This is a genomic window from Aeromonas sp. 600276 (genome assembly GCF_049175815.1).
Classification (GTDB): domain Bacteria; phylum Pseudomonadota; class Gammaproteobacteria; order Enterobacterales; family Aeromonadaceae; genus Aeromonas; species Aeromonas dhakensis.
Map to the genome: position 1 here is coordinate 219,096 of NZ_JAAKVU010000001.1, position 20,285 is coordinate 239,380.

Consider the following 20,285-nt stretch of genomic DNA (forward strand, 5'->3'; position numbering starts at 1 on the left):
TGCCGGCCCGCGCAGGCCGGCCACCAAAGCGCCTCATACGATAAAAACCGGGAGAGAGGCCCACTCTCTCCCAGTCAGCTGGACCCAATGCACTTATGACCACACACCAGGAAGATGAAGTACTGGAACGACTGAACGAGCAGGATGGCCCCCGCGGCTTCTTTCTCGAGGTCGTGACCATCCTGGAAGAGGCGGTCGACTCTCTGATGCGACGCGCGTTCCGTCAGGAGGAGTATGCCGTCAAATACGCCATCGAACCTTTGCTCAACCAGAGCGGCCCCCTCGGCCAGCTGGAGGTACGCCTCAAGCTCATCTTCGCCCTCGGCCTCATCTCCCTCGAGCGCTATCAGGATCTCGAGGCTTACCTGAAGATCCGCGACTTTCTGGTGCGCGACCCCAAGGATTACCGCTTCAGCGACAAGCCGATCCGCGATCTGCTGGCACGCCTGCACGGCGTCAGCCAGGGCGGCATGATGCCGCAGGAGGCCCCCGCCAACGAGGAGGACTGGCCCTTCTACCAGATGCAGCTGAACCGGCTCGATCAGGTGGTGCGCTCGGCGCTGGTGCTGGCGGTGGCCGACTGCGTCACCGAACTCCACAAAGAGAGCCCCATCTAATCCGGCTGGTGGCCGCAGCCAGCGGCCACACCCTGCCCCTCTCCCGCGGCCGGGCACCCGTGACGCCCGCTGTCGCGCGACCCGCGTCCCCCCTTGCTCCCGCCGCCGGCTGGTGTCAATCTGACCATCTTCCCCACTACACTTCCTCCAGGTCCATTGCCCCAACCGAGGTCTGCATGATCGCTCTCTCCCTGGCCGGGATCGCCCTGGTCTCAGTGCTGGCCCAGTGGCTCGCCTGGTCGCTGCGGGTACCCGCCATCCTGTTTCTGCTGCTCACCGGCCTGTTGCTGGGGCCGGTCGGCGGCCTGCTCGACCCCGATGCCCTGCTCGGCGACCTGCTGTTTCCGCTGGTCTCCCTGTCGGTCGCCATCATCCTGTTCGAGGGGGCGCTGACCCTGCACCTGGCCGAGCTCAAGGGGATCGGCAAGGTGGTGCGCAACCTCTGCTCCACCGGCATGCTGGTGAGCTTCGCCGTCATCGGCAGCGCCGGTTACTTCCTGCTGGGGCTGGACTGGCGGGTCGCCATGGTGCTCGGCGCCGTGCTGGTGGTGACCGGCCCCACCGTGGTCGCCCCCATGCTCAACGTGATCCGCCCGACCCGGGAGGTGGACCGCATCCTGCGCTGGGAGGGGATCGTCATCGATCCCATCGGCGCCCTGTTTGCGGTGCTGGTGTTCGAGGCGGTGCGCCTCGGCAGCCAGGGGGATCTGGTCGGTCACACCCTGCTGGCGCTGGCCAAGACGGTGGGGGTGGGCTCGCTCATCGGGGTCGGTGCCGGCTGGCTCACCACCCTGCTGATCCGCAAGGACTGGCTACCGGTCAGCCTGCACAAGTTCGGCGTATTGGCACTGGTGCTGGTCACCTTCAGCCTCTCCAACTGGCTCAGCCACGAATCCGGCCTGCTGGCGGTGACCGTGTTCGGCATCTGGCTCGCCAATCAGGAGGGGCTGGATCTGGAGGAGGTGCTGGCCTTCAAGGAGGATCTCGCCGTCATCCTCATCTCCTCCCTGTTCATCCTGCTGGCGGCCCGCCTCGATCTGGCCCAGCTCTGGCAGCTCGGCCCCATGGTGCTGGCGCTGCTGTGCGTGGTGCAGTTCGTGGCGCGTCCGCTCTGCATCCTGGTCTCCACCTGGGGATCCGATCTCTCCTGGCGGGCCCGTGCCCTGCTCGGCTGGATCGCGCCGCGCGGCATAGTGGCGGCGGCGGTCAGCGCCTCCTTCGCCATCAGCCTGCATGAGGCCGGCATTGCCGATGCCGACAAGCTGGTCCCCTTGGTGTTTGCAGTGATCATCTCCACCGTGGTGCTGCAGAGCCTCACTTCGGCGCCGCTGGCCGGGCTGCTCAAGATGCGCCAGAGCGCCCCCAACACCTGGCTCATCATAGGAGCCAACTCGGTGGCGCGGGCCATCGGCCGGGCGCTGGCGGATCAGGGGGTGCCGGTCCAGCTCTGCGATCCGGCCTGGGAGTTCTGCCGTCAGGCACGGATGAGCAACCTGCCCTGCTACTTCGGCAACCCGCAATCCGAGCACGCCGAGCTGCACCTGCCGCTCACCAGCATCAGTACCGTGCTGGCGCTCTCCCCCAACCGCCACAACAACGCCCTCGGCGTGCTGCACTTCGCCCACCTCTACGGCGAGGAGAAGGTCTACTCGTTGCGCTCCAGCGAGCAGCACGGCAAGGCCAACCGGGAGAGCGCCACCTTCCGCGCCCGTCAGAACCTGTTCGGTCCCGATATCAACTACGCCCGGTTGAGCGGCCTGCTGAGCCGGGGTGGCCAGATCAAGGCGACCCGGCTGAGCGAGGCGTTCGACTGGGCCCAGTACCAGGAGGCCAACCCGGGCGCCATCCCGCTGTTCGTGCTGGATGGCAAGGGGCGGACCCGCATCGTCACCGGTCCCGTCGAGCCGCTGGCCGGGGAGCTGCTGATCGCCCTGCAGCCCCCCAAAGAGGGGGCCGGCCAGTGAACTCTGCCGAGCCGACCGCCAACCCGCTGCTCGCCCCGCTGCTGGCACTGCTCAGGCAGGCCAGCGGCAGCTACAAGGTGCACGAGTTGCTGGCCGAGCTGCGCCGCCAGGAGCTCATCCCGCCTCTGCCGGGGGACGAGCAGCAACAGCTGTTTCGGCTCAACTTCCTCATCATGAACGCCCTCTATCAGCTGCAGGCCGAGCTCCACGATGAAGGGTGGTGGCTGCTGATCAGCACCCTGGATATCCGGCTCGAACCGCTCGCACCTCGCAACGCGGCAAGCGCCCTCGCCCGGGGTGAGGCGCTGCGCAGCTACTACCTCGACTGGCAGGTGTTCTGGCAGACCGACCGGGAGGAGGTGGAAGCCCTGCTCGGCAGCTTCTGGCGGGCCTGTGAGCGTGATGAACACAGGGCCGAGGCGCTGACCCTGTTCGCCCTGCCGGCCGGGGCGGGGCCTGACGCCATCCGCCGCCGCTGGCGGGAGCTGGCACTGCAACACCATCCGGATCGAGGGGGCGATGCCGACACCTTCATCCGCCTGCGCTGGGCCTGGGAATACCTCAAGACGGCCAAATGAGCCGCCTGATGGCGGCCGCAACCACTAGACTTGAAGTGGCATCAAGCGTCACGGGAGGATGTCATGACAGTCAATGAACTTCGTCTGCTCTACCAGCAACAAGCCTTCAAGGAAGCCGAGATCCTGCAGGATGCCATCCTGCCCGGCTGGATCGTGGAGTTCAGGGGACAGGACGGCAAACTGTACGAGATGACCGACACCCTGGGTTGCCCCCTCAGCTTCGGCTCGGTCGAAGAGGCCCGCCAGCATGTGCATCTGGTGGCGGACTGCCCGATCCAGATCGAGCACCTCTACCGCTTCTTCGAACGCTGAGAAGCTGGCAGGCGTAAAAAAGGCTCCCACGGGAGCCTTTTCTCATTCCGGTTGCAGGGGTTCTGCCCCCTTGCCCTCCAGCCGTCTGACCGGCTTTTGCAGGATCAGGTTGGCGGGATAGGTGACCAGATCGCCGTTGTCATCGCGTACCCGTACATAGAAGAGGCCGATCTCGGTGATGACCCCGGTGACCGAGTCATCTTTGTCGAGGATCCGGATCCGATCGCCTATCCGGTAGGGGAAGGCGAAGAAGATGGTGATGCTGGCGGTGATGTTGGAGAGGATCGACCACTGCGCCACCATGGCCACCCCCAGCACCGCGAAGAAGGAGGAGGCCAGCACCACCAGCCGCGAGAAGTCGAGCCCCCACACCCCGGCCAGGATCAGCAGGGTGGCGCAGCCGAGCAGAAAGTGGAACACGTGCTCCACGTAGAGCACCCGGTTCTCGCTCACCTGCCGGCTCTGGCCGAGGGCCATCAGGCTCTTGTGAATGAGGCCGCGAATGAGGGTGTGGCCCAGCAACAGCAGCAGGGTCACGCCAAAAGATTCCCATGTTGTCATGTCGGCTCCTTACCACCAGCGTCTGTGTTTGAGCCAGACCGCCAGCCCGGTCGCCAGCGCCACCAGGGATCCGCAGAAGATCCAGAAGGCGGTCGGGCTCTCTGCCCCGGGAATGCCTCCCAGGTTGATGCCAAACAGGCCGGTCAGGAAGCTGGCGGGCAGAAAGAGCAGCGCCATCACCGACATCTGGTAGGCGCGGCGGTTGGTCGCCTCCGCCATCAGGTTGTTGATCTCGTCCGCCAGCACGGCGGTGCGCGCCACCCCGGCATCCAGATCGTCCAGCCAGCGCCGCAGCCGGTCGGCGATGTCGAGCAGGCGGCGCCGGTCGTCCTCATCCAGCCAGCTGATCTTCTCGTTGGCGAGGCGCGCCACCAGATCCCGTTGGGGGGAGAGGTAGCGGCGGATCATGATGAGCTGCTTGCGGATCAGCGCCAGCCGGCCGTTGGCAGGCAGGTCGCGCATCAGCACCTGCTCTTCCAGATCCAGGATCTGGTCGTGCAGCTCCTCGACAAACTCCCCGGCCCGATCGGTCAGGGCGTCGCAGATCTCCACCAGCCAGTCGGCCGGGGTGTCGGCGCCACCCCCCAGTTTCAGCTGCTCGAAGACATCTTTTTCCGACAGCAGCGGCCGCCGCCGGCTGCTGATGATGAGATCCGGCGTGATGAAGATCCGCAGCGCCACCATCTCTTCCGGCCTGTGATCCTTGTTGTGGTTGATGCCGCGCAGGATCAGCAGCACCGTCTCCCCCATCCGCACCAGCTTGGGGCGATTGCTCTGGCCGAGCAGGGATTCGCGTGCCGCGTCACCCAGCAGCGGCGTCTGCAACAGCCAACGCGCCGCCTCAGGGTTGCCATAGTCCAGATGCAGCCAGCCCGGCTGCGCTGCCGGTATCTCGCTGCCCGCCGCCAGCGGCTGCATGCCCCCCCTGCCATCCAGGGTCAGGCCATAAATCACGTCACTGGGCACCCGATCCATCTGCTCGTCCTTCTCGCTCATGTTCATCGGCCCAGCTTACACCAAAGCCGGACCCGACTCAGCCCCGGGGCAGCCGGCCGCCCCCGGCCGTGCTAAGATGCGCCACTCGTTTCAGACACAGGAAACCATGCCATGCCCATCTGGGTTGATGCCGATGCCTGCCCTATTCCAGTCAAGGAGATCCTTTACCGCGCCGCCCACCGCGCCCAGGTGGTGACGACCCTAGTGGCCAATCAGGGGCTACGGGTGCCCCCCTCCCCCTTCATCAAGACCCAGCAGGTGGAAAAGGGCTTCGATGTGGCAGATCATGTCATCGCCCAGCAGGTCAAACCCGGCGATCTGGTGATCACCGGCGACATCCCTCTCGCCGCCCTGGTGATCGATGCCGGCGGCGAGGCGCTCAATCCCCGCGGCGAGCTCTACACCCGCGAGACCATCAAGGCGCGGCTCGGCATGCGCAACTTCATGGAGGAGCTGCGCTCGGCCGGGGTCCAGACCGGTGGCCCGGCCCCCCTCAACGCGGCCGACAAGCAGCGCTTCGCCAACGCGCTGGACAAGTGGCTGGTCAGGGGCAAGCTGAGCTGAGCCCGCTCCCCGGCACCCTGCCGGGGAGACCCGTTCATCCCCTTCTGCGCTTAATTCTTTCTTAAGGGAGCTGAACTAACCTTGTGGCTGTTGACCCAACCACCCGCAAGGAGCAAGCAATGAAACTGACCCCCCTGTTGTTACTGATCCCCCTGTTGAGCGGCGCAGCCCTGGCCGATCCCCAATGCACCCAGGCCGACAAGAGCAAGTGGATGAGCGAAGCCGACGCCCAGCAGCAGATCAAGGCGATGGGCTATGACATCAAGAAGTTCAAGGTCACCGAGACCAACTGCTACGAGATTTACGGTTGGGACAAGGAGAAGCGCAAGGTCGAGATCTACTTCGACCCGACCGATCTGAAGAAAGTGAAAGAAGAGATCGACGAATAACGCCGCGTTGGGCCGGCAATGCGCCGGCCCCAGCCTTGGAGCCTTGCCATGACCCCTACCTCTGAAGTGAATGTCTGGGATCCCCTCATCCGGGTGTTTCACTGGGCTACCGTCACCCTCTGCCTGCTCAACTTCTTCGTGCTGGAAGAGGGGAGCAAGCTCCACAAGTACGCCGGCTACGCGGTGGGCATCCTGCTCATCATCCGCCTGCTGTGGGGACTGATCGGCCCTCATTACGCCCGCTTCGGCCAGTGGTGGCCGACCCCGGCCCGGGTGCGCTACTACCTGCGCCAGCTGGCCAGCGGGCATCACCCCTACTACCTCGGCCACAACCCGGTCGGCGCCCTGATGATCTGGCTGCTGCTGCTGTCGCTGGTCGGCACCGTGGTCACCGGCTGGCTCACCACCTGGGATGCCTTCTGGGGCGAGGACTGGCTGGAGGAGCTGCACGGCATCCTCGCCAACACCCTGATGGCCGCCGTCGGTGTCCATGCGGCCGTGGTGATCCTGACCGATCGCCTCACCCGCAGCGACCTGGTGCGCGCCATGGTGCTGGGTAAAAAACGGGTGCCCGCCGACACCAAGGTGGAAGATCCGCGCAGTTAATGACCGGGTCGCCCGCCGGGCCCCGGTTTTTTGCTGCAATGGCCCGCGACACTGGTAAGATGCGCCGCCATTTTCCCATGTCGTAGCCATCATGACCGCCCAAGGGCACCTGCTGTTTTCCGTTACCTGCACCCTGATCGCCCACAAACTCCAGCTGACGCCGGCCCTGGCCTACGCCAGCCTGTGGCAGACCGTGCCCGCCGCCCTGGCCAGCGCCCTGCTGCCCGACCTCGACCATCCCAAGTCGGTATTGGGGCAGCGGCTGCCCTGGATCTCGAAACCCCTCTCTCGCCTGTTCGGTCATCGCGGCTTCACCCACAGCCTGCTGGCGGTGGCGGTCGCCATCTGGGGGCTCAACCAGCAGTTGCCGCCCGACACTCTGCCGGTCGGGGTCAAGGATGCCCTCATCATCGGCTACCTCAGCCACCTGCTAGGGGACTGGCTCACCCCGGCCGGCATCCCGCTCTTCTGGCCCAGCAAGCGCCGCTACCGGCTGCCGGGCTGGCCGCTCAGAAGTGGCGGCGCCCTCGAGACCGGCTTTTGCACCCTCACCCTGCTGGCCGCCGGTTACTGGGCCCACTGGCCCGGCTAGGTGGTCGGCCGCCAAAAAACAAACCCCTGCCGAGGCAGGGGTTTGTCGTGGTGAGGGCGGCTGGATGACTTACAGCATCACACCGGCGATCACGGCTGAGAGCAGGCTCACCAGGGTGGAGCCGTACACCAGCTTCAGACCGAAGCGGGAGACCATGTTGCCCTTCTCTTCGTTCAGCGCCTTCACCGCACCGGCGATGATGCCGATGGAGCTGAAGTTGGCGAACGACACCATGAAGATGGAGAGGATGCCGACGGTGCGCGGAGAGAGCTGGGCCGCGATCTTGCCCAGATCCATCATGGCCACGAACTCGTTGGTCACCAGCTTGGTCGCCATGATGGAACCGGCCTGCAGCGCTTCACTGCCCGGGATGCCCAGGATCCAGGCGATGGGGTAGAAGATGTAGCCCATGACGTGCTGGAAGTTGACGCCGAACGCCATCTCGAACAGGTAGTTGATGAGGGCGATCAGGGCGATGAAGCCCACCAGCATGGCACCCACGATCACCGCCACGGTGAAACCGGCCATGATGTACTCGCCCAGCATCTCGAAGAAGTTCTCTTTCTTCGGGGTGTGGTGCTCGTCACCCTCTGACAGCGCCTTGGCGTCGGTCACGGTATTGTCCGGCTCGTAGGGGTTGATCAGCGACAGCACGACGAAGGTGCTGAACATGTTGAGCACCAGGGCGGCCACCACGTAGCGCGGCTCGATCAGCTGCATGTAGGCACCGACAATGGACATGGAGACGGTGGACATGGCGGTGGCGGCCAGGGTGTACATCTGCTTCTCGTTCAGGTGCGGCAGTATGTTTTTGAGCGCGATGAAGTTCTCGGACTGGCCGACGATCATGGAGCTGATGGCGTTGAAGGATTCCAGCTTGCCCATGCCGTTGATCTTGGCCAGCACGGTACCGATGCCGCGGATCACCAGCGGCAGCAGACGGATGTACTGCAGGATGCCGATCAGCACGGAGATGAAGACGATGGGCATCAGCACCATCAGGAAGAAGGAGAAGGCCCCTTCATTGACCAGGCCGCCGAACACGAAGTCGGTCCCCTGCTTGGCAAATTCCATCAGCTTGGTGAAGCCGGCGGCAAAGCCACCCACTACCGCCAGACCCACTTCGGAGTTCAGCATGAACCAGGCCAGCGCCAGTTCGACCACCAGCAGTTGGCCGATATAGCGCGGCTTGATCAGTTTCCAGTTGCGGCGGTTTGCCAGCAACGCCAGAGCGAGGACCATGACGAGTCCGAGCACAAAGTGAACGTATTCCATACCTGTAGCACCTGAGTGAATTGTAATTTTTGACCGGCGCCATCATAGACATTTGCATATTTAAAAATTCAGATAGCCATCACAATCTGCGGTAAAAATATGCATGTTGGATAATACAAACGTTTTTAAATTAATTAAACGCTCATGAGAACATCCAATCATTGTTCAATAAATAACAAAACGCAATATAAACAATCACTTAAAAATGAATCAGGTATTTGTAAACTCCTGTTTTCACAGCTTAATTACATTCACTTAATACTCGCAAGGCCACGCAGAAGTGGTCAGAACAAATTTACGACAAGTTTATTTAATCAAGGCAGGGTGAAAAACGTTTATCTTATTTGCGATGAATGTAGGCGGAGCCAAATACATATTTCCGCGACCGCGAACTACTGCTCCGGATTGCCAGGGGGCTGTCGGTGAGCCGACCCCTTGCCGCCGGGCTGACAGTCACGAACAGAAGCAGCCGCTCAAATTTGCAGCACATCCAACGGCGGATTCTGGTACAATGCGCGCCCTTGCGCCCGGCGCAGCCCGTTTTCTCCCATATAGAGTCCTTTTGTGAACAACGAATTTAGCAGCCTGAACCTCTCCCCCGCCCTGCTCGAGAACCTCGCCAGCCTGGGTTATCTGCAGATGACCCCGATCCAGGCCCAGAGCCTGCCCCTGGTACTCGACGGCAAAGACTTGATCGCCAAGGCAAAAACCGGCAGCGGCAAGACTGCGGCCTTCGGCCTCGGCCTGCTCTCCCGCCTCGACGTCAACCGGCTCGAGGTACAGGCGCTGGTGCTCTGCCCGACTCGCGAGCTGGCGGATCAGGTTGCCACCGAGATCCGTCGTCTCGCCCGCACCCTGCCCAACGTCAAGCTGGTAACCCTGTGTGGCGGCACCCCGACCGCACCGCAATCGGCCACCCTGAGCTTCGGTGCCCACATCGCCGTCGGCACCCCGGGCCGGATCCTCAAGCACCTGGAGCAGGGCACCCTGGCGCTTGACAGCCTCAAGACGCTGGTGCTGGACGAAGCGGATCGCATGCTGGACATGGGCTTTGGCGAAGACATCAACCGGGTTATCAGCCACGCCCCGCGCGACCGGCAAACCCTGCTCTTCTCCGCCACCTATCCGGAGGGGATCGCCCAGATGAGCCGCGGCGTGCAGCGCAACCCGGTCGAGGTGAGCGTGGAGTCCCTGCACGAGGAGAGCGCCATCGAGCAGAAGCTGTATGAAGTGCCGGCCGGTCAGCGCCTCGAGGCCCTCGGCTGGCTGCTCAGCCACTATCAGCCGGGCTCCTGCGTGGTGTTCTGCAACACCAAGCGCGCCTGCAACGACGTGGCCGATCATCTGGCCGCCAAGGGCTTTTCGGCGTTGGCGCTGAACGGCGATCTGGAGCAGCGCGAGCGGGACCAGGTGTTGGTGCGCTTCGCCAACGGCAGCGCCACCATACTGGTGGCCACCGACGTGGCCGCCCGCGGGCTGGATATCAAGGAGCTGGGCGCCGTCATCAACTACGAGCTCACCTATGACCCCGAGGTGCACGTGCACCGCATCGGTCGGACCGGCCGCGCCGGCCAGCAGGGCCTGGCCCTGAGCCTCTATCAGCCGAACGAGGCCCAGCGCGTCAACATCATCGAGGAGTACCAGCAGGCCCCGCTGCCGCTGGGGGATCTCGATGCCATCGGCCGCGCCATCAAACCCATAGCCCCGCAGATGGTGACCCTCTCCATCGATGCGGGCCGCAAGAGCAAGGTGCGCGCCGGTGACATCCTGGGCGCCCTGACCGGCGAAGGCGGCATTGCCGGCAGCGACGTGGGCAAGATCCAGATCGCCGAGCAGTACTCCTACGTGGCAGTCAAGCAGGGCGTGGCCAAGGCGGCGCTCAAGCGACTGCAGGAAGGCAAGATCAAGGGGCGCAGCTACCGTGCCCGCAAACTGGGCTAAGGTTCAGACCACAGGCGCCCCAGCGGCGCCTGTTTCATATTTATCCGTGCCCATGAGAACAAGGCAGGTGCCATGACGACCCCAGAAGTGAGCTGCCAGAACTGCGAGGCCTGCTGCTGCCGCCTCGAGGTGATGCTGTTTACCGATACCGGCGTGCCGGATCGCTATGTGGAAGAGCGGGAAGGTGAAGTGCCGGTGATGCACCGGCTGGAAGATGGCTGGTGCGCGGCGCTCGATCGCAACACCATGATGTGCCGCATCTACGAGGTACGCCCCCTGATCTGCCGTGAGTTCGAGATGGGTGAGCCGGACTGTATCGACGAGCGGGACAAGTGGTTTATCAAGCTCGATTGAGCCGCCCCTCGATCGCACTCACCGCGATGATATGCCGCATCAATGAGGTGCGCCCCCTGATCTGCCGTGAATTCGAGATGGGTGAACCGGACTGTATCGACGAACGGGACAAGTGGTTTATCAAGCTAGATTGAGCCGCCCCTCGACCGCACTCACCGCGATGATGTGCCGCATCCATGAGGTGCGCCCCCTGATCTGCCGTGAGTTTGAAATGGGTGAGCCGGACTGTATCGACGAGCGGGACAAGTGGTTTGTCAGGCTCGATTGAGCCGCCCCTCGATCGCACTCACCGTGATGATGTACGGTCAGACTAGCCCGGCCAGTTGCTGCTCCAGCCAGTGCAGTGCCTCGTCGGCCTGCTCGAAGTAACGGATCCCCTGAAACGGCAACCCACTGAACACCTGATCCGCCAGATACTGCTTGAAACTGCCCGCCAGCACCACCGCCAGAAAGGCACAGCCGTTGTTGGCGCACCACTCGAACTGACGGCGAAAACGGGCAAGCACCTCGGGCCCTGCCGCCTCGAATTCGGTCGCCACCTCGACTATGCCCCAGGGCCCGGCACTCAGGCTGGCGATCTGCTGGCTGAACTGCGCCTCATAGGCCATGGCCCCCGCCAGATTGAAGGGGCCGCTCGGCCGGCAGATCAGCACCTGGCCCTGTCGCTGCATCTCGAAATGGCCGTGGGGTCGCAACTTCACGTCTGCCTCCTTCCCTGGATTCTTCGCCGTGCAAGCACTCTCTTATGTTGCAACAAGGTAATGATCTCTCTGCCAAAAGTCCATTTTGACAAGGTTCGCCCAGAGGGGTTTGCGCCACCTTCTGACCGCCGGCAAACCGGTTCGGCGTGCACTCGGCTACCTCCACGGCCAGCCCTCATGTTCTGTTGCAGTTAACAAAACGTTGCTGTTATCATCCGCGCCGCCACCAACATTCCACCAACTGAAACGTTAACCCAAGGCGCAAGGAACAGAGATGAAAAATCGGGACGCGAACCACTATCAGCGCATCTGGCGCTGGCACTTCTATGCGGGTCTCTTCGTCGCCCCCTTCCTGATCCTGCTCTCGCTGACCGGGATCGTCTATCTGTTCAAGCCCCAGCTCGACAACCTCATGTATCCCGAGCTGATGAAGGTCGCCCCCGTCAGCCAACCGCTCAGCGCCGACCAGCTGCTGGTCAAGGCGATGGCGGCCATGCCGGACGCCAGCCTGAGCAAATACCTGCCCCCCACAGGCCCGGAGGCCAGCGCCCAGTTCATCGTCCGCCAGGGGGGCAGCGAGCTGACCCTGTTCCTCGATCCCGCCAGTGGCGCCCTGCTCGGCACCATGGACAACAAGTGGAATCTGCAGGCGGTGGCGCGCGCCCTGCACGCCGATCTGCTGCTCGGCACCACCGGAGATAGGCTGATCGAGCTGGCGGCCGGCTGGGGCATAGTGCTGCTCCTGAGCGGGCTCTATCTCTGGTGGCCACGCAAGGGGCCAGGGGTTGGCGGCATCCTGTGGCCCCGCTGGAGCCAGCGTGGCCGGCTCTGGTGGCGCGACCTGCACGCCGTGGTCGGCTTCTGGGGCGCCGGTTTCCTGCTGCTGCTGCTCTTGAGCGGCATGACCTGGACCGGTTTCTGGGGCGATCAGTTTGCCGCCGTCTGGAACCGCTTCCCGGCCGCCATGTGGAACGAGGTGCCCAAGTCGGCGCCCCTGGCCCGCAGCCTCAACCATGCCCACCAGCAGACCGTGCCCTGGGCGGTGGAGAACACCCCCATCCCCAGCTCGGCCGAGCCCAAGGCCCACGACCACAGCGCCATGGGACACGGTGGCGAGCACGACGGCATGGTGATGGCGGAGCACCGCATCTCGCTGCAGCAGGTGGTGGAGATCGCCGCCGCACGCCGGGTCACGCCGGGCTACAGCATCACGCCGCCGGCCGGGGCGAGCGGTGTCTACACCATCGCCATCTTTGCCGATGATCCCCGCAACGACGCCACCCTGCACATCGATCAATACAGCGGCAAGGTGCTGGCGGACGTGCGCTGGCAGGACTACGGCCCGGTCGCCAAGACGGTGGAAACCGGCGTCATGGTGCACATGGGCAAGCTCTACGGCTGGCCGCATCAGCTCGCCATGCTGCTCATCTGCCTGCTGGTGTTGCTGAGCTCGGTGAGCGGGCTCTGGATCTGGTGGAGCCGTCGTCCGCAGGGCCGCCTCGCCGCCCCGCCGCTGCCGACCACCCTGCCCCCCATGCGCGGCGCCCTTGCCCTGCTGATCCTGCTCGGCATCTGCTTCCCCCTGGTGGGCGGCTCCATGCTGGTGATCTGGCTGCTGGACAGCCTGCTCTTCGCCCGCCGTCGGGCTCCCAGGCTGGCACGGGCCAGCTAGCGTTACCTCAACCTGACGCACCAGCCAGCGGGCTCCCGAACGGGAGCCCGCTGGTTTTCAACCCGTCTTTACTCCTGCTCCACCAGCTGGAGGATCTTCCTCGCCTTCTCGAAGTGATCGAGGCGCCGGGTTTGGATCCACCAGGTCGCCGCCTCCATCAGCAGCTCGGGGTCGTCATTGCGGTTGGCAAAAAACCCATAGAAGGAGACCCCGACCGTCTCCCCCTTCTGGGCAATCTTCTGCTGGCACACCTGGATGATCTTCTGCTTGAGCGAGTCGCGCATGGCGGCCCTCCTGGCCGATGAGTGAATGGCCGGACAGCATACCCCAACCAGCAAAAAGGCTCCCCTGCGGGAGCCTTTCTTCATTGCCAGACAAGGTCGCGACTCAGGAGAGCGCCAGCCCGATGGAGAGCAGCAGGCTGTAGAGGAAGGCGCTGATGGCGGTCTTCTTGAGCGAACCGGTCAGCACCTCGCCGTCGAAGCTCTGGCGCAGGGTTCTGGCGGCATCAGTGAGCGGCTTCATGGCGGGCAGGAAGATCCAGGGCCAGAAGCTGGCAGGCTGGGTCAGGATGAAGGCGATGGTCGCCAGCAGCGCCGCTCCCAGCAGCACCCAATGATAGGCGATGGCCCGGTTGCGGCCGAGCCGCACCGCCAGGGTGATCTTGCCGCTGGCGGCGTCGGTCTCGATGTCGCGCACATTGTTGATGTTGAGCACGGCGGTCGCCAGCAGGCCGCAGGCGGTGGCTGGCAGCAGCAGATCCCACTGCAGGGTCTTGGTGAACAGGTAGTAGGAGCCGAGTACCCCCAGCAGGCCGAAGAACAGGAACACCGAGATGTCACCGAAGCCGCGATAGCCGTAGGGAGTCTTGCCCACCGTGTAGGTAACGGCGGCCACGATGGCGGCACCGCCCAGCAACACGAAAGTGAGGATCTGCAGCCACTGATCGCCGAAGGCACAGCCCAGCAGGGCGAGGCCGCTGACCACGGCGGCCAGCGCGGTCAGCGCCATGGCCACGCACATCTGCTTGCGGGTGATGAGGCCAGAGACCACGGCGCGCTGGGGGCCGATCCGCTCGCCATTGTCCGCCCCGGATACCGCATCCCCATAGTCATTGGCCAGATTGGAGAGGATCTGCAGCAGAATGGCGGTCAGCAGGGAGAGCGCCATGATGGTGCCGTCGAAGGCGCCACGGCTGGCCGCCAGCCCGGATCCCAGCAAAATGGAGGAACACGCCAGCGGCAACGTTCGCAAACGCGCCGCCAGCAACCAAATAGATAAGGTATTTGTCATATTGTGATGGCCAAACAATCAGATATTGATCGTGTTAAGGGTTATCGAACCGGATTTCGGTATACTTGGCCCCTCGGGAGTTGGCTCCCCGGGCGATTTACATGGACGAATGGGCAGATAATATATAGGAATAATCGCTCCTTTGGCATAAACCAACGGCATCCTTCTGCAGGATGGACCGTCACTATCGGCTCATAGACGAAATCCATGTTGGCTCAGACCCATATCAAGCAACAACTGGACGCCCTGCGTCATGGCAATGCCAGCGGCTTCGTGCGACTGCGCGTCGCGATCGAGGTTCGCTCCTTCCTGGGCTGGCTGGCGGCGCAGACTCTCTATCCCCGCATCTATTGGCATGCCAGAGGACAGGACAAACCCGAATACGTGGCACTGGGCTGCCTGCGCGAGCTGACCGAGCCCAGGGCGATCCGCCAAGTCTGCGAGCACACCAGCCAGCCCCATGATGACAGCCCCCGCTACTATGGCGGACTGGCATTCGACCCGACCCAGCCCGGCTGGCAGGGGTTCGGCCCCTGCCGTTTCGTGCTGCCCCGCATCGAGCTGGTGCGCCGTGGCGAGTGCGTCACCCTCTGCCTCAACCTCTGGCTGCCGGAGCAGACCGATAGCGACGCCTTCGAGGCCGAGCTGCAGGCCGCCGCCGCCGCCCTCGACGCCCTCCAGCCGGAGTCGCCCCTGCCCCCGCTGGCCCGCCACCCGTGGCAGCGGGAAGATTGCCCGAGCCAACCCCAGTGGCAGACCCTGGTCGAGCAGGTGACCGCCCCCGACTTCCAGGCCCACACCCCCAAGGTGGTGCTGTCGCGCCAGAGCCGGCTCACCCATGAGGGGGCGACGAATGCCATCGAGCCGCAGGCCGTCGCCCCCTGGTCGCTGCTGGCCCGCTGGGCACAGCACGGTCAGGACTGCTTTCACTTCGGCTTCCAGTTTTCCCCCGAGCAGAGCTTCATCGCCTGCTCCCCCGAGCGGCTCTATCGCCGCGAACAGCAGCACCTCTTCACCGAGGCGCTGGCGGGCACCATCCGCCGCTCCGGCGACGAGGCGACCGATGCGGCGCTGGCCGCCGAGCTGCTGGCCGACAGCAAGAACCGGCTGGAAAACCGGCTGGTGCACGCCGACATCCTCAGCCGGCTGGCGCCGCTCACCACTGACGCCACTCTGACCGAGCCGCGCATTCTCAAACTGCGGCTGCTGCAGCACCTCAAGTGCGACATCGAGGCCGAACTCAAGCCCGGCGTCTGCGACTGGCAGCTGCTGGAGGCGCTGCACCCCACCCCGGCGGTGGGTGGCGCTCCGCGCGAGGCCGCGCTGGCCTTCATCCGCGAGCGTGAGCCCTATGATCGCGGCTGGTATGCCGGCGCCTGCGGCATGCTGAGCCGGGAGACCTCCGAGTTCTCGGTCGCCATCCGCAGCGCCCGCATCACGGCGCAGGCCATCACCCTGTTTGCCGGCGCCGGTATCGTCGCGGGTTCCGAGCCTGCCGCCGAGTGGGCCGAACTCGACAACAAGATCGCCAATGTGCTCTCCCTGCTGGGATAGCGTTTCTCATCGACTCCTCACCACGAGAGCCTCATGTCTGCCAGCCAAGCGTTCGCCAGTCACCATGCCACCTTCAACCACGTCTGGTCTTCCCTCTTGCTGGAGGAGCTCTTTCGCCTCGGCGTGCGCGACATCGCACTGGCCTCCGGCTCGCGCTCGGCACCGCTCACCATGGCGGCTGCCGCGCACCCCGGCTTTCGCCGCCATCTGCACTTTGACGAGCGCGGCCTCGGCTTCATGGCGCTGGGGCTGGCCAAGGGCAGTGGCCGCCCGGTGGCGGTGATCATGACCTCGGGCACCGCGGTGGCCAACCTCTGGCCGGCAGTGGCCGAGGCCCAGCTCACCGGCGTGCCGCTCATCATTCTCTCGGCCGACCGGCCGCCCGAGCTCATCGACAACGGTGCCAATCAGGCCATCGACCAGCAGGGGATCTTCGGCCGCTACCCCGTCTATCAGCAGAACCTGCCGAGCCCCACCGCCACCATCCCGGCCGCCTTCGTGCTTAGCTCGGTGGATCAGGCGCTGGCCCAGCAGGCGCGCACACCGGGGCCGGTGCACTTCAACTGCATGTACCCGGAGCCCCTCTATCCGGGCGATGAGTACCTGGATTTCTCGGCCTACCTGGCCCCCCTCGGCGACTGGCTTCACTCGTCCGAGCCCTGGAGTCCCTGGCAGCAGGCCGAGGCCCCCTGCCCCCGTCAACCCGACTGGGACGAGCTGCAGGGCAAGCGCGGCCTCATCGTCGCCGGCCGCATTCAGGAGCCCGCCCAGGCCAAGGCAGTCGCCGCCCTGGCCGAGCGGCTCGGCTGGCCCCTGCTGGCCGATCTGCAGAGCCAGCTACGCTTCAATGGCCGCAACCTGGTGCACGCCGATCTCGCCCTGCAACACAGCGGCTTCGTGGCCGAACTGGCCCGCGCCGAGGTGCTGCTGCAATTTGGCGCCCGTCTCATCTCCAAGCGGCTCGGCCAGTTCATCAAGCAGCACTCCTGGCAGGATTACTGGCTGGTGGATCCGCAGCCGGCCCGGCTCGACCCGGACTACCGGCTGCGCCGCCGCCTGCTGTGCGAACCCGACGCCTTTGCCGCCGCCCATCCGGTGGCGCATTCTCACCTGCCCTGGCACCGGCTGGCGGAGCGCCAGCAGTCCGTGAGTCTGCAGGTGCGCAGCGCCTGCGAGCGCTTCTCCGAACTCGGGGTGTGCCACCGTCTGAACCAGCTGATCAGGGGCCAGCTGTTCGTTGGCAACAGCATGCCGGCCCGGCTGATGGACATGCTCGGCGAGGCGGGCAAGGGCCCCAGCCGGGTGATGACCAACCGCGGCGCCTCCGGCATCGACGGCCTCATCGCCACCGCCTACGGCTTTGCACAATCGATCGAGCCGGACAGCGACGAGCCCACCACCCTGCTGCTCGGCGATCTCAGCGCCCTGCACGATCTCAACAGCCTGGCGCTGCTCGGCAAAGCGAGCCGGCCGCTGGTGGTGATCCTGCTCAACAACGACGGTGGCAGCATCTTTCGCATGTTGCCGGTGCCGACCCAGGACGCACTGTTGGAGACCTACTACTGCCTGCCTCACGGCCTGCACTTCGAACACGCCGCCGCCATGTTCGGCCTCCACTACCGGGCGCCGGCCACCCTCGCCGACTTTGAACGGGATTACGCCGCCGCGCTGGAAAAGGGGGTAACGCTGATTGAAATCAAGGTCCCCAGCAGCGAAGTCGCCGAGGATCTGAAGGCACTGGGAAGCGCGATCCGTGGCAGCTAGTGCCGACCAGCCGACGCTGGTGCTGCTGCACGGCCTGCTCGGCGATGCCAACGACTGGCAGCCCGTGCAGACGGCCCTGACCGACCTCCCCAGCCTGGCGCTGGATCTGCCTGGCCACGGCAGCAACCAGGCAGTGCGGGTTACGGGGTTCGAGCAGGCCCACCGCTGGCTCTGCGACGAGCTGGCCGCGCGCGGCATCGGCCGCTACCAACTGGTGGGCTATTCGCTGGGCGGGCGGCTCGCCCTCTATCACGCCAGCCAGTCGCCGGTGGGGCTGCAGGCCCTGCTGCTGGAGAACTGCCACTCCGGTCTGCCACCGGCAGAGCGGCCCGCCCGCCTCGCCCACGATGAGGGCTGGGCCCGGCGCTTCGAGCAGGAGCCCCTGGCAGCCGTGCTGGCCGACTGGTATCGGCAGGGGGTGTTCGCCGATCTGGGCGAGGATGCCCGCGCCCGCCAGATAGCCCGCCGCCTTGGCAACGACGGCCAGGCCGTGGCCGCCATGCTGCGCGCCACCTCCCTGGGGCAGCAGCCGGATCTCGGCCCCTGGCTGGCGCAAGGTGCGCTGCCGGTCACCTACGTGAGCGGCAAGCGGGATCACAAATTCCATCAGCTGGCTTGCCTCATGACGAGTCAGCATCGCAAAATCAACCACTTGGAGCTGGATGGCGGCCACAATCTGCATGCCCACCAGCCTGAGACTTTTGCCCGGCTCCTCGCGGAGTGGGCCAACCAACAACAAGAAGAGAAGCGTCATGATTGAAGCAATGACTGAAGCGGAACTCTATGCCCCCGTCGAGTGGCGTGATTGCTCCGCCGGTTACGAGGATATCCTCTATCACAAGTCCGACGATGGCATTGCCAAGATCACCATCAACCGCCCCCAGGTACGCAACGCCTTCCGCCCCCGCACCGTCAAAGAGATGCTGCAGGCGCTGGCCGATGCCCGCTACGACGATCAGGTCGGCACCATCATCCTGACCGGCTTTGGCGAGAAGGCCTTCTGCGCCGGCGGTGACCAGAAGATCCGTGGTGACTACGGTGGCTATCGCGATGACGAGGGCACCCATCACCTCAACGTGCTCGACTTCCAGCGCGACATCCGCACCTGCCCGAAACCGGTCGTTGCCATGGTGGCCGGCTACGCGGTCGGTGGCGGCCACGTGCTGCACATGATGTGCGATCTGACCATCGCCGCCGACAACGCCCAATTCGGCCAGACCGGTCCGAAAGTGGGCTCCTTCGACGGCGGCTGGGGTGCCTCCTACATGGCGCGCATCGTCGGCCAGAAGAAGGCCCGCGAAATCTGGTTCCTCTGCCGCATGTACGATGCCAAGCAAGCCCTCGACATGGGGCTGGTCAATACCGTCGTGCCGCTGGCGGAGCTGGAGCGTGAAACCGTGCGCTGGTGCCGCGAGATGCTGCAGAACAGCCCGATGGCGCTGCGCTGCCTGAAGGCCGCCCTCAACGCCGACTGCGACGGCCAGGCCGGCTTGCAGGAGCTGGCGGGGAATGCCACCATGCTGTTCTACATGACCGAAGAGGGTCAGGAAGGGCGCAACGCATTCAACGAGAAACGCCGTCCCGACTTCTCCAAATACAAGCGGAATCCCTGATGACACTCGCTCTCTATCGCTACCAACTGCCTTTTACCCAGCCCCTGACCTTTCACGGCAAGGTGGAGGTGGCGCGAGAGGGCCTGCTGGTCCGCGTTGACGACGGCTGGGGGGAAATCGCCCCCCTGCCCGGCTTCTCCCGCGAGAACCTGGCCGAGGCGCAAGCCGAGGCCATCGTCTGTCTGGAACGGCTGGCGGCGGGGCAAGATATCGCCCCGCAGCTCCCTTCGGTGCAATTCGGGCTGGACTGTGCCCGCCGCTGCTGGCCTGCCCAGACAGCCCCGTTGCCCGAACCCTATCCCCTTATTCAGGGCTCCCCCCAGGAGCTGCTGAAGAACTGGAAGAACTGGCTGCACAAGACCCCGAACAAGGCCAAGCTGAAGGTGGCCCGTTACCCCATGCGCGACGAGCTGGCGCTGATCCGCCTGCTGTGCGACCGCGTCCCCACCCTCAAGCTGGTGCTGGACGCCAACCAGGGCTGGACCCGCGAGGAGGCCTGGGCCTTCTGCGGTCATCTGGATCCAAACCGAATCGAATACCTGGAAGACCCCTGCGCCAACTTTACCGACATCGCCTTCGTAGCCAATCGCACCGGCATGCCGGTGGCCATCGACGAGCTGCTGGCCCAGGGCAAGCCGTGGGAACCCATTCCCCAGCTGCGCGCTCTGGTGCTCAAGCCAACCCTGCTCGGCTCGCTGGCCCATTGCGAGGCGCTGGTAGCCCGGGCCCACGAGCTGCGCCTCAAGGTCATCGTCTCTTCCTGCTTCGAATCCGGCGTCGGTCTGAACCAGCTGTTCCATCTGGCCGGCGAATGGGCACCGGAACAGGCCCCCGGCCTGGATACCCGGCACTGGCTGGCCGCCGATCTGCTGGACGCCGCCGGCAAACCCGATCCAAGTCTGCTGGAGCCCCTGTTTCACCACGATTGAAGGGGCCTGC

The 20,285-nt window shown here is 64.8% G+C and carries 22 protein-coding genes and 1 pseudogene; 17 read left to right on the plus strand and 6 right to left on the minus strand.

What is annotated here, in order from left to right; all coding sequences use genetic code 11:
* Window positions 1-95 precede the first annotated feature (95 nt).
* The 4 genes from G5134_RS01030 (at window position 96) to G5134_RS01045 (ending at window position 3,471) form a co-directional block, all read left to right on the plus strand.
* On the plus strand, window positions 96-617 hold the full coding sequence (locus tag G5134_RS01030; RefSeq protein ID WP_005308438.1) for an MltR family transcriptional regulator: 522 nt from the start codon (window positions 96-98) through the stop codon (window positions 615-617).
* Between the two features lie 176 nt (window positions 618-793).
* Entirely contained in the window at window positions 794-2,581 is a 1,788-nt protein-coding gene (locus G5134_RS01035; RefSeq protein ID WP_010635247.1) for a cation:proton antiporter, read from the plus strand.
* The gene (locus G5134_RS01040; RefSeq protein WP_065018364.1) at window positions 2,578-3,159 is read left to right on the plus strand and encodes a DNA-J related domain-containing protein; all 582 of its coding nucleotides are present in this window, start codon (window positions 2,578-2,580) and stop codon (window positions 3,157-3,159) included. The genes G5134_RS01035 and G5134_RS01040 overlap by 4 nt, the downstream gene beginning before the upstream one ends.
* Before the next feature lie 63 nt (window positions 3,160-3,222).
* A complete protein-coding gene (locus tag G5134_RS01045) occupies window positions 3,223-3,471 on the plus strand; it encodes a hypothetical protein (protein WP_005308429.1) in 249 nt (82 codons plus the stop codon).
* Window positions 3,472-3,513: 42 nt separating this feature from the next.
* On the opposite strand, the gene G5134_RS01050 is transcribed toward G5134_RS01045, so the two are convergent.
* Window positions 3,514-4,032, minus strand: coding sequence for a mechanosensitive ion channel domain-containing protein (locus G5134_RS01050; RefSeq protein ID WP_017780379.1), 519 nt, complete (start codon window positions 4,030-4,032; stop codon window positions 3,514-3,516).
* Between the two features lie 9 nt (window positions 4,033-4,041).
* Entirely contained in the window at window positions 4,042-5,034 is a 993-nt protein-coding gene (gene zntB, locus G5134_RS01055; protein ID WP_065018365.1) for a zinc transporter ZntB, read from the minus strand.
* 105 nt (window positions 5,035-5,139) lie between these two features.
* Here zntB and G5134_RS01060 point away from each other — a divergent pair, with 105 nt between their 5' ends.
* From G5134_RS01060 to G5134_RS01075, 4 genes are all read left to right on the plus strand, one after another.
* Window positions 5,140-5,592 carry a YaiI/YqxD family protein gene (locus G5134_RS01060; RefSeq protein ID WP_065018366.1) on the plus strand — a complete coding sequence of 151 codons (453 nt, stop codon included), beginning with the start codon at window positions 5,140-5,142 and terminating at the stop codon, window positions 5,590-5,592.
* 119 nt (window positions 5,593-5,711) lie between these two features.
* Complete coding sequence (locus G5134_RS01065; protein ID WP_005308413.1) at window positions 5,712-5,981, plus strand: PepSY domain-containing protein; 270 nt, start codon at window positions 5,712-5,714, stop codon at window positions 5,979-5,981.
* A 48-nt stretch (window positions 5,982-6,029) separates the two neighbouring features.
* Window positions 6,030-6,587, plus strand: coding sequence for a cytochrome b/b6 domain-containing protein (locus G5134_RS01070; RefSeq protein ID WP_065018367.1), 558 nt, complete (start codon window positions 6,030-6,032; stop codon window positions 6,585-6,587).
* A 91-nt stretch (window positions 6,588-6,678) separates the two neighbouring features.
* A complete protein-coding gene (locus G5134_RS01075; protein WP_043169419.1) occupies window positions 6,679-7,179 on the plus strand; it encodes a metal-dependent hydrolase in 501 nt (166 codons plus the stop codon).
* A gap of 69 nt (window positions 7,180-7,248) precedes the next feature.
* Here the strand turns inward: G5134_RS01075 and G5134_RS01080 are convergent, their stop codons facing one another.
* Entirely contained in the window at window positions 7,249-8,454 is a 1,206-nt protein-coding gene (locus G5134_RS01080; RefSeq protein WP_005308404.1) for a NupC/NupG family nucleoside CNT transporter, read from the minus strand.
* Between the two features lie 564 nt (window positions 8,455-9,018).
* Here G5134_RS01080 and dbpA point away from each other — a divergent pair.
* The 3 genes and pseudogenes from dbpA to G5134_RS01095 form a co-directional block, all read left to right on the plus strand.
* The gene (dbpA, locus tag G5134_RS01085; RefSeq protein WP_065018368.1) at window positions 9,019-10,395 is read left to right on the plus strand and encodes an ATP-dependent RNA helicase DbpA; all 1,377 of its coding nucleotides are present in this window, start codon (window positions 9,019-9,021) and stop codon (window positions 10,393-10,395) included.
* Between the two features lie 72 nt (window positions 10,396-10,467).
* Complete coding sequence (locus G5134_RS01090; protein ID WP_017765205.1) at window positions 10,468-10,749, plus strand: YkgJ family cysteine cluster protein; 282 nt, start codon at window positions 10,468-10,470, stop codon at window positions 10,747-10,749.
* Between the two features lie 100 nt (window positions 10,750-10,849).
* Window positions 10,850-11,017, plus strand: a pseudogene (locus G5134_RS01095) (YkgJ family cysteine cluster protein); the annotation flags it as partial.
* 37 nt (window positions 11,018-11,054) lie between these two features.
* Here the strand turns inward: G5134_RS01095 and G5134_RS01100 are convergent.
* The gene (locus tag G5134_RS01100; protein ID WP_017780374.1) at window positions 11,055-11,450 is read right to left on the minus strand and encodes a hypothetical protein; all 396 of its coding nucleotides are present in this window, start codon (window positions 11,448-11,450) and stop codon (window positions 11,055-11,057) included.
* A gap of 274 nt (window positions 11,451-11,724) precedes the next feature.
* Here G5134_RS01100 and G5134_RS01105 point away from each other — a divergent pair, with 274 nt between their 5' ends.
* Window positions 11,725-13,122, plus strand: coding sequence for a PepSY-associated TM helix domain-containing protein (locus G5134_RS01105; RefSeq protein WP_421231818.1), 1,398 nt, complete (start codon window positions 11,725-11,727; stop codon window positions 13,120-13,122).
* A gap of 68 nt (window positions 13,123-13,190) precedes the next feature.
* On the opposite strand, the gene G5134_RS01110 is transcribed toward G5134_RS01105, so the two are convergent.
* Both G5134_RS01110 and G5134_RS01115 read right to left on the minus strand, forming a co-directional pair.
* Window positions 13,191-13,406, minus strand: a complete 216-nt coding sequence (locus tag G5134_RS01110; RefSeq protein WP_421231819.1) for a DUF6500 family protein — start codon at window positions 13,404-13,406, stop codon at window positions 13,191-13,193.
* 103 nt (window positions 13,407-13,509) lie between these two features.
* Window positions 13,510-14,415 (minus strand): 1,4-dihydroxy-2-naphthoate polyprenyltransferase, encoded by a 906-nt coding sequence (locus G5134_RS01115; protein ID WP_005308387.1) that lies wholly within the window; start codon window positions 14,413-14,415, stop codon window positions 13,510-13,512.
* A gap of 207 nt (window positions 14,416-14,622) precedes the next feature.
* Between G5134_RS01115 and G5134_RS01120 the strand changes: the two genes are divergently transcribed.
* From G5134_RS01120 to menC, 5 genes are read left to right on the plus strand one after another with little or no spacing between them, the layout of a single operon-like run.
* Window positions 14,623-15,969, plus strand: a complete 1,347-nt coding sequence (locus G5134_RS01120) for an isochorismate synthase (RefSeq protein ID WP_421231820.1) — start codon at window positions 14,623-14,625, stop codon at window positions 15,967-15,969.
* A gap of 33 nt (window positions 15,970-16,002) precedes the next feature.
* Window positions 16,003-17,733 (plus strand): 2-succinyl-5-enolpyruvyl-6-hydroxy-3-cyclohexene-1-carboxylic-acid synthase, encoded by a 1,731-nt coding sequence (menD, locus tag G5134_RS01125; protein WP_421231821.1) that lies wholly within the window; start codon window positions 16,003-16,005, stop codon window positions 17,731-17,733.
* A complete protein-coding gene (gene menH / locus G5134_RS01130; RefSeq protein WP_065018373.1) occupies window positions 17,723-18,493 on the plus strand; it encodes a 2-succinyl-6-hydroxy-2,4-cyclohexadiene-1-carboxylate synthase in 771 nt (256 codons plus the stop codon). Before menD ends, menH begins: the two co-directional genes overlap by 11 nt.
* Complete coding sequence (menB, locus tag G5134_RS01135; protein ID WP_039215084.1) at window positions 18,486-19,346, plus strand: 1,4-dihydroxy-2-naphthoyl-CoA synthase; 861 nt, start codon at window positions 18,486-18,488, stop codon at window positions 19,344-19,346. The genes menH and menB overlap by 8 nt, the downstream gene beginning before the upstream one ends.
* Complete coding sequence (gene menC, locus G5134_RS01140) at window positions 19,346-20,275, plus strand: o-succinylbenzoate synthase (RefSeq protein WP_065018374.1); 930 nt, start codon at window positions 19,346-19,348, stop codon at window positions 20,273-20,275. Before menB ends, menC begins: the two co-directional genes overlap by 1 nt.
* Window positions 20,276-20,285: the final 10 nt, after the last annotated feature.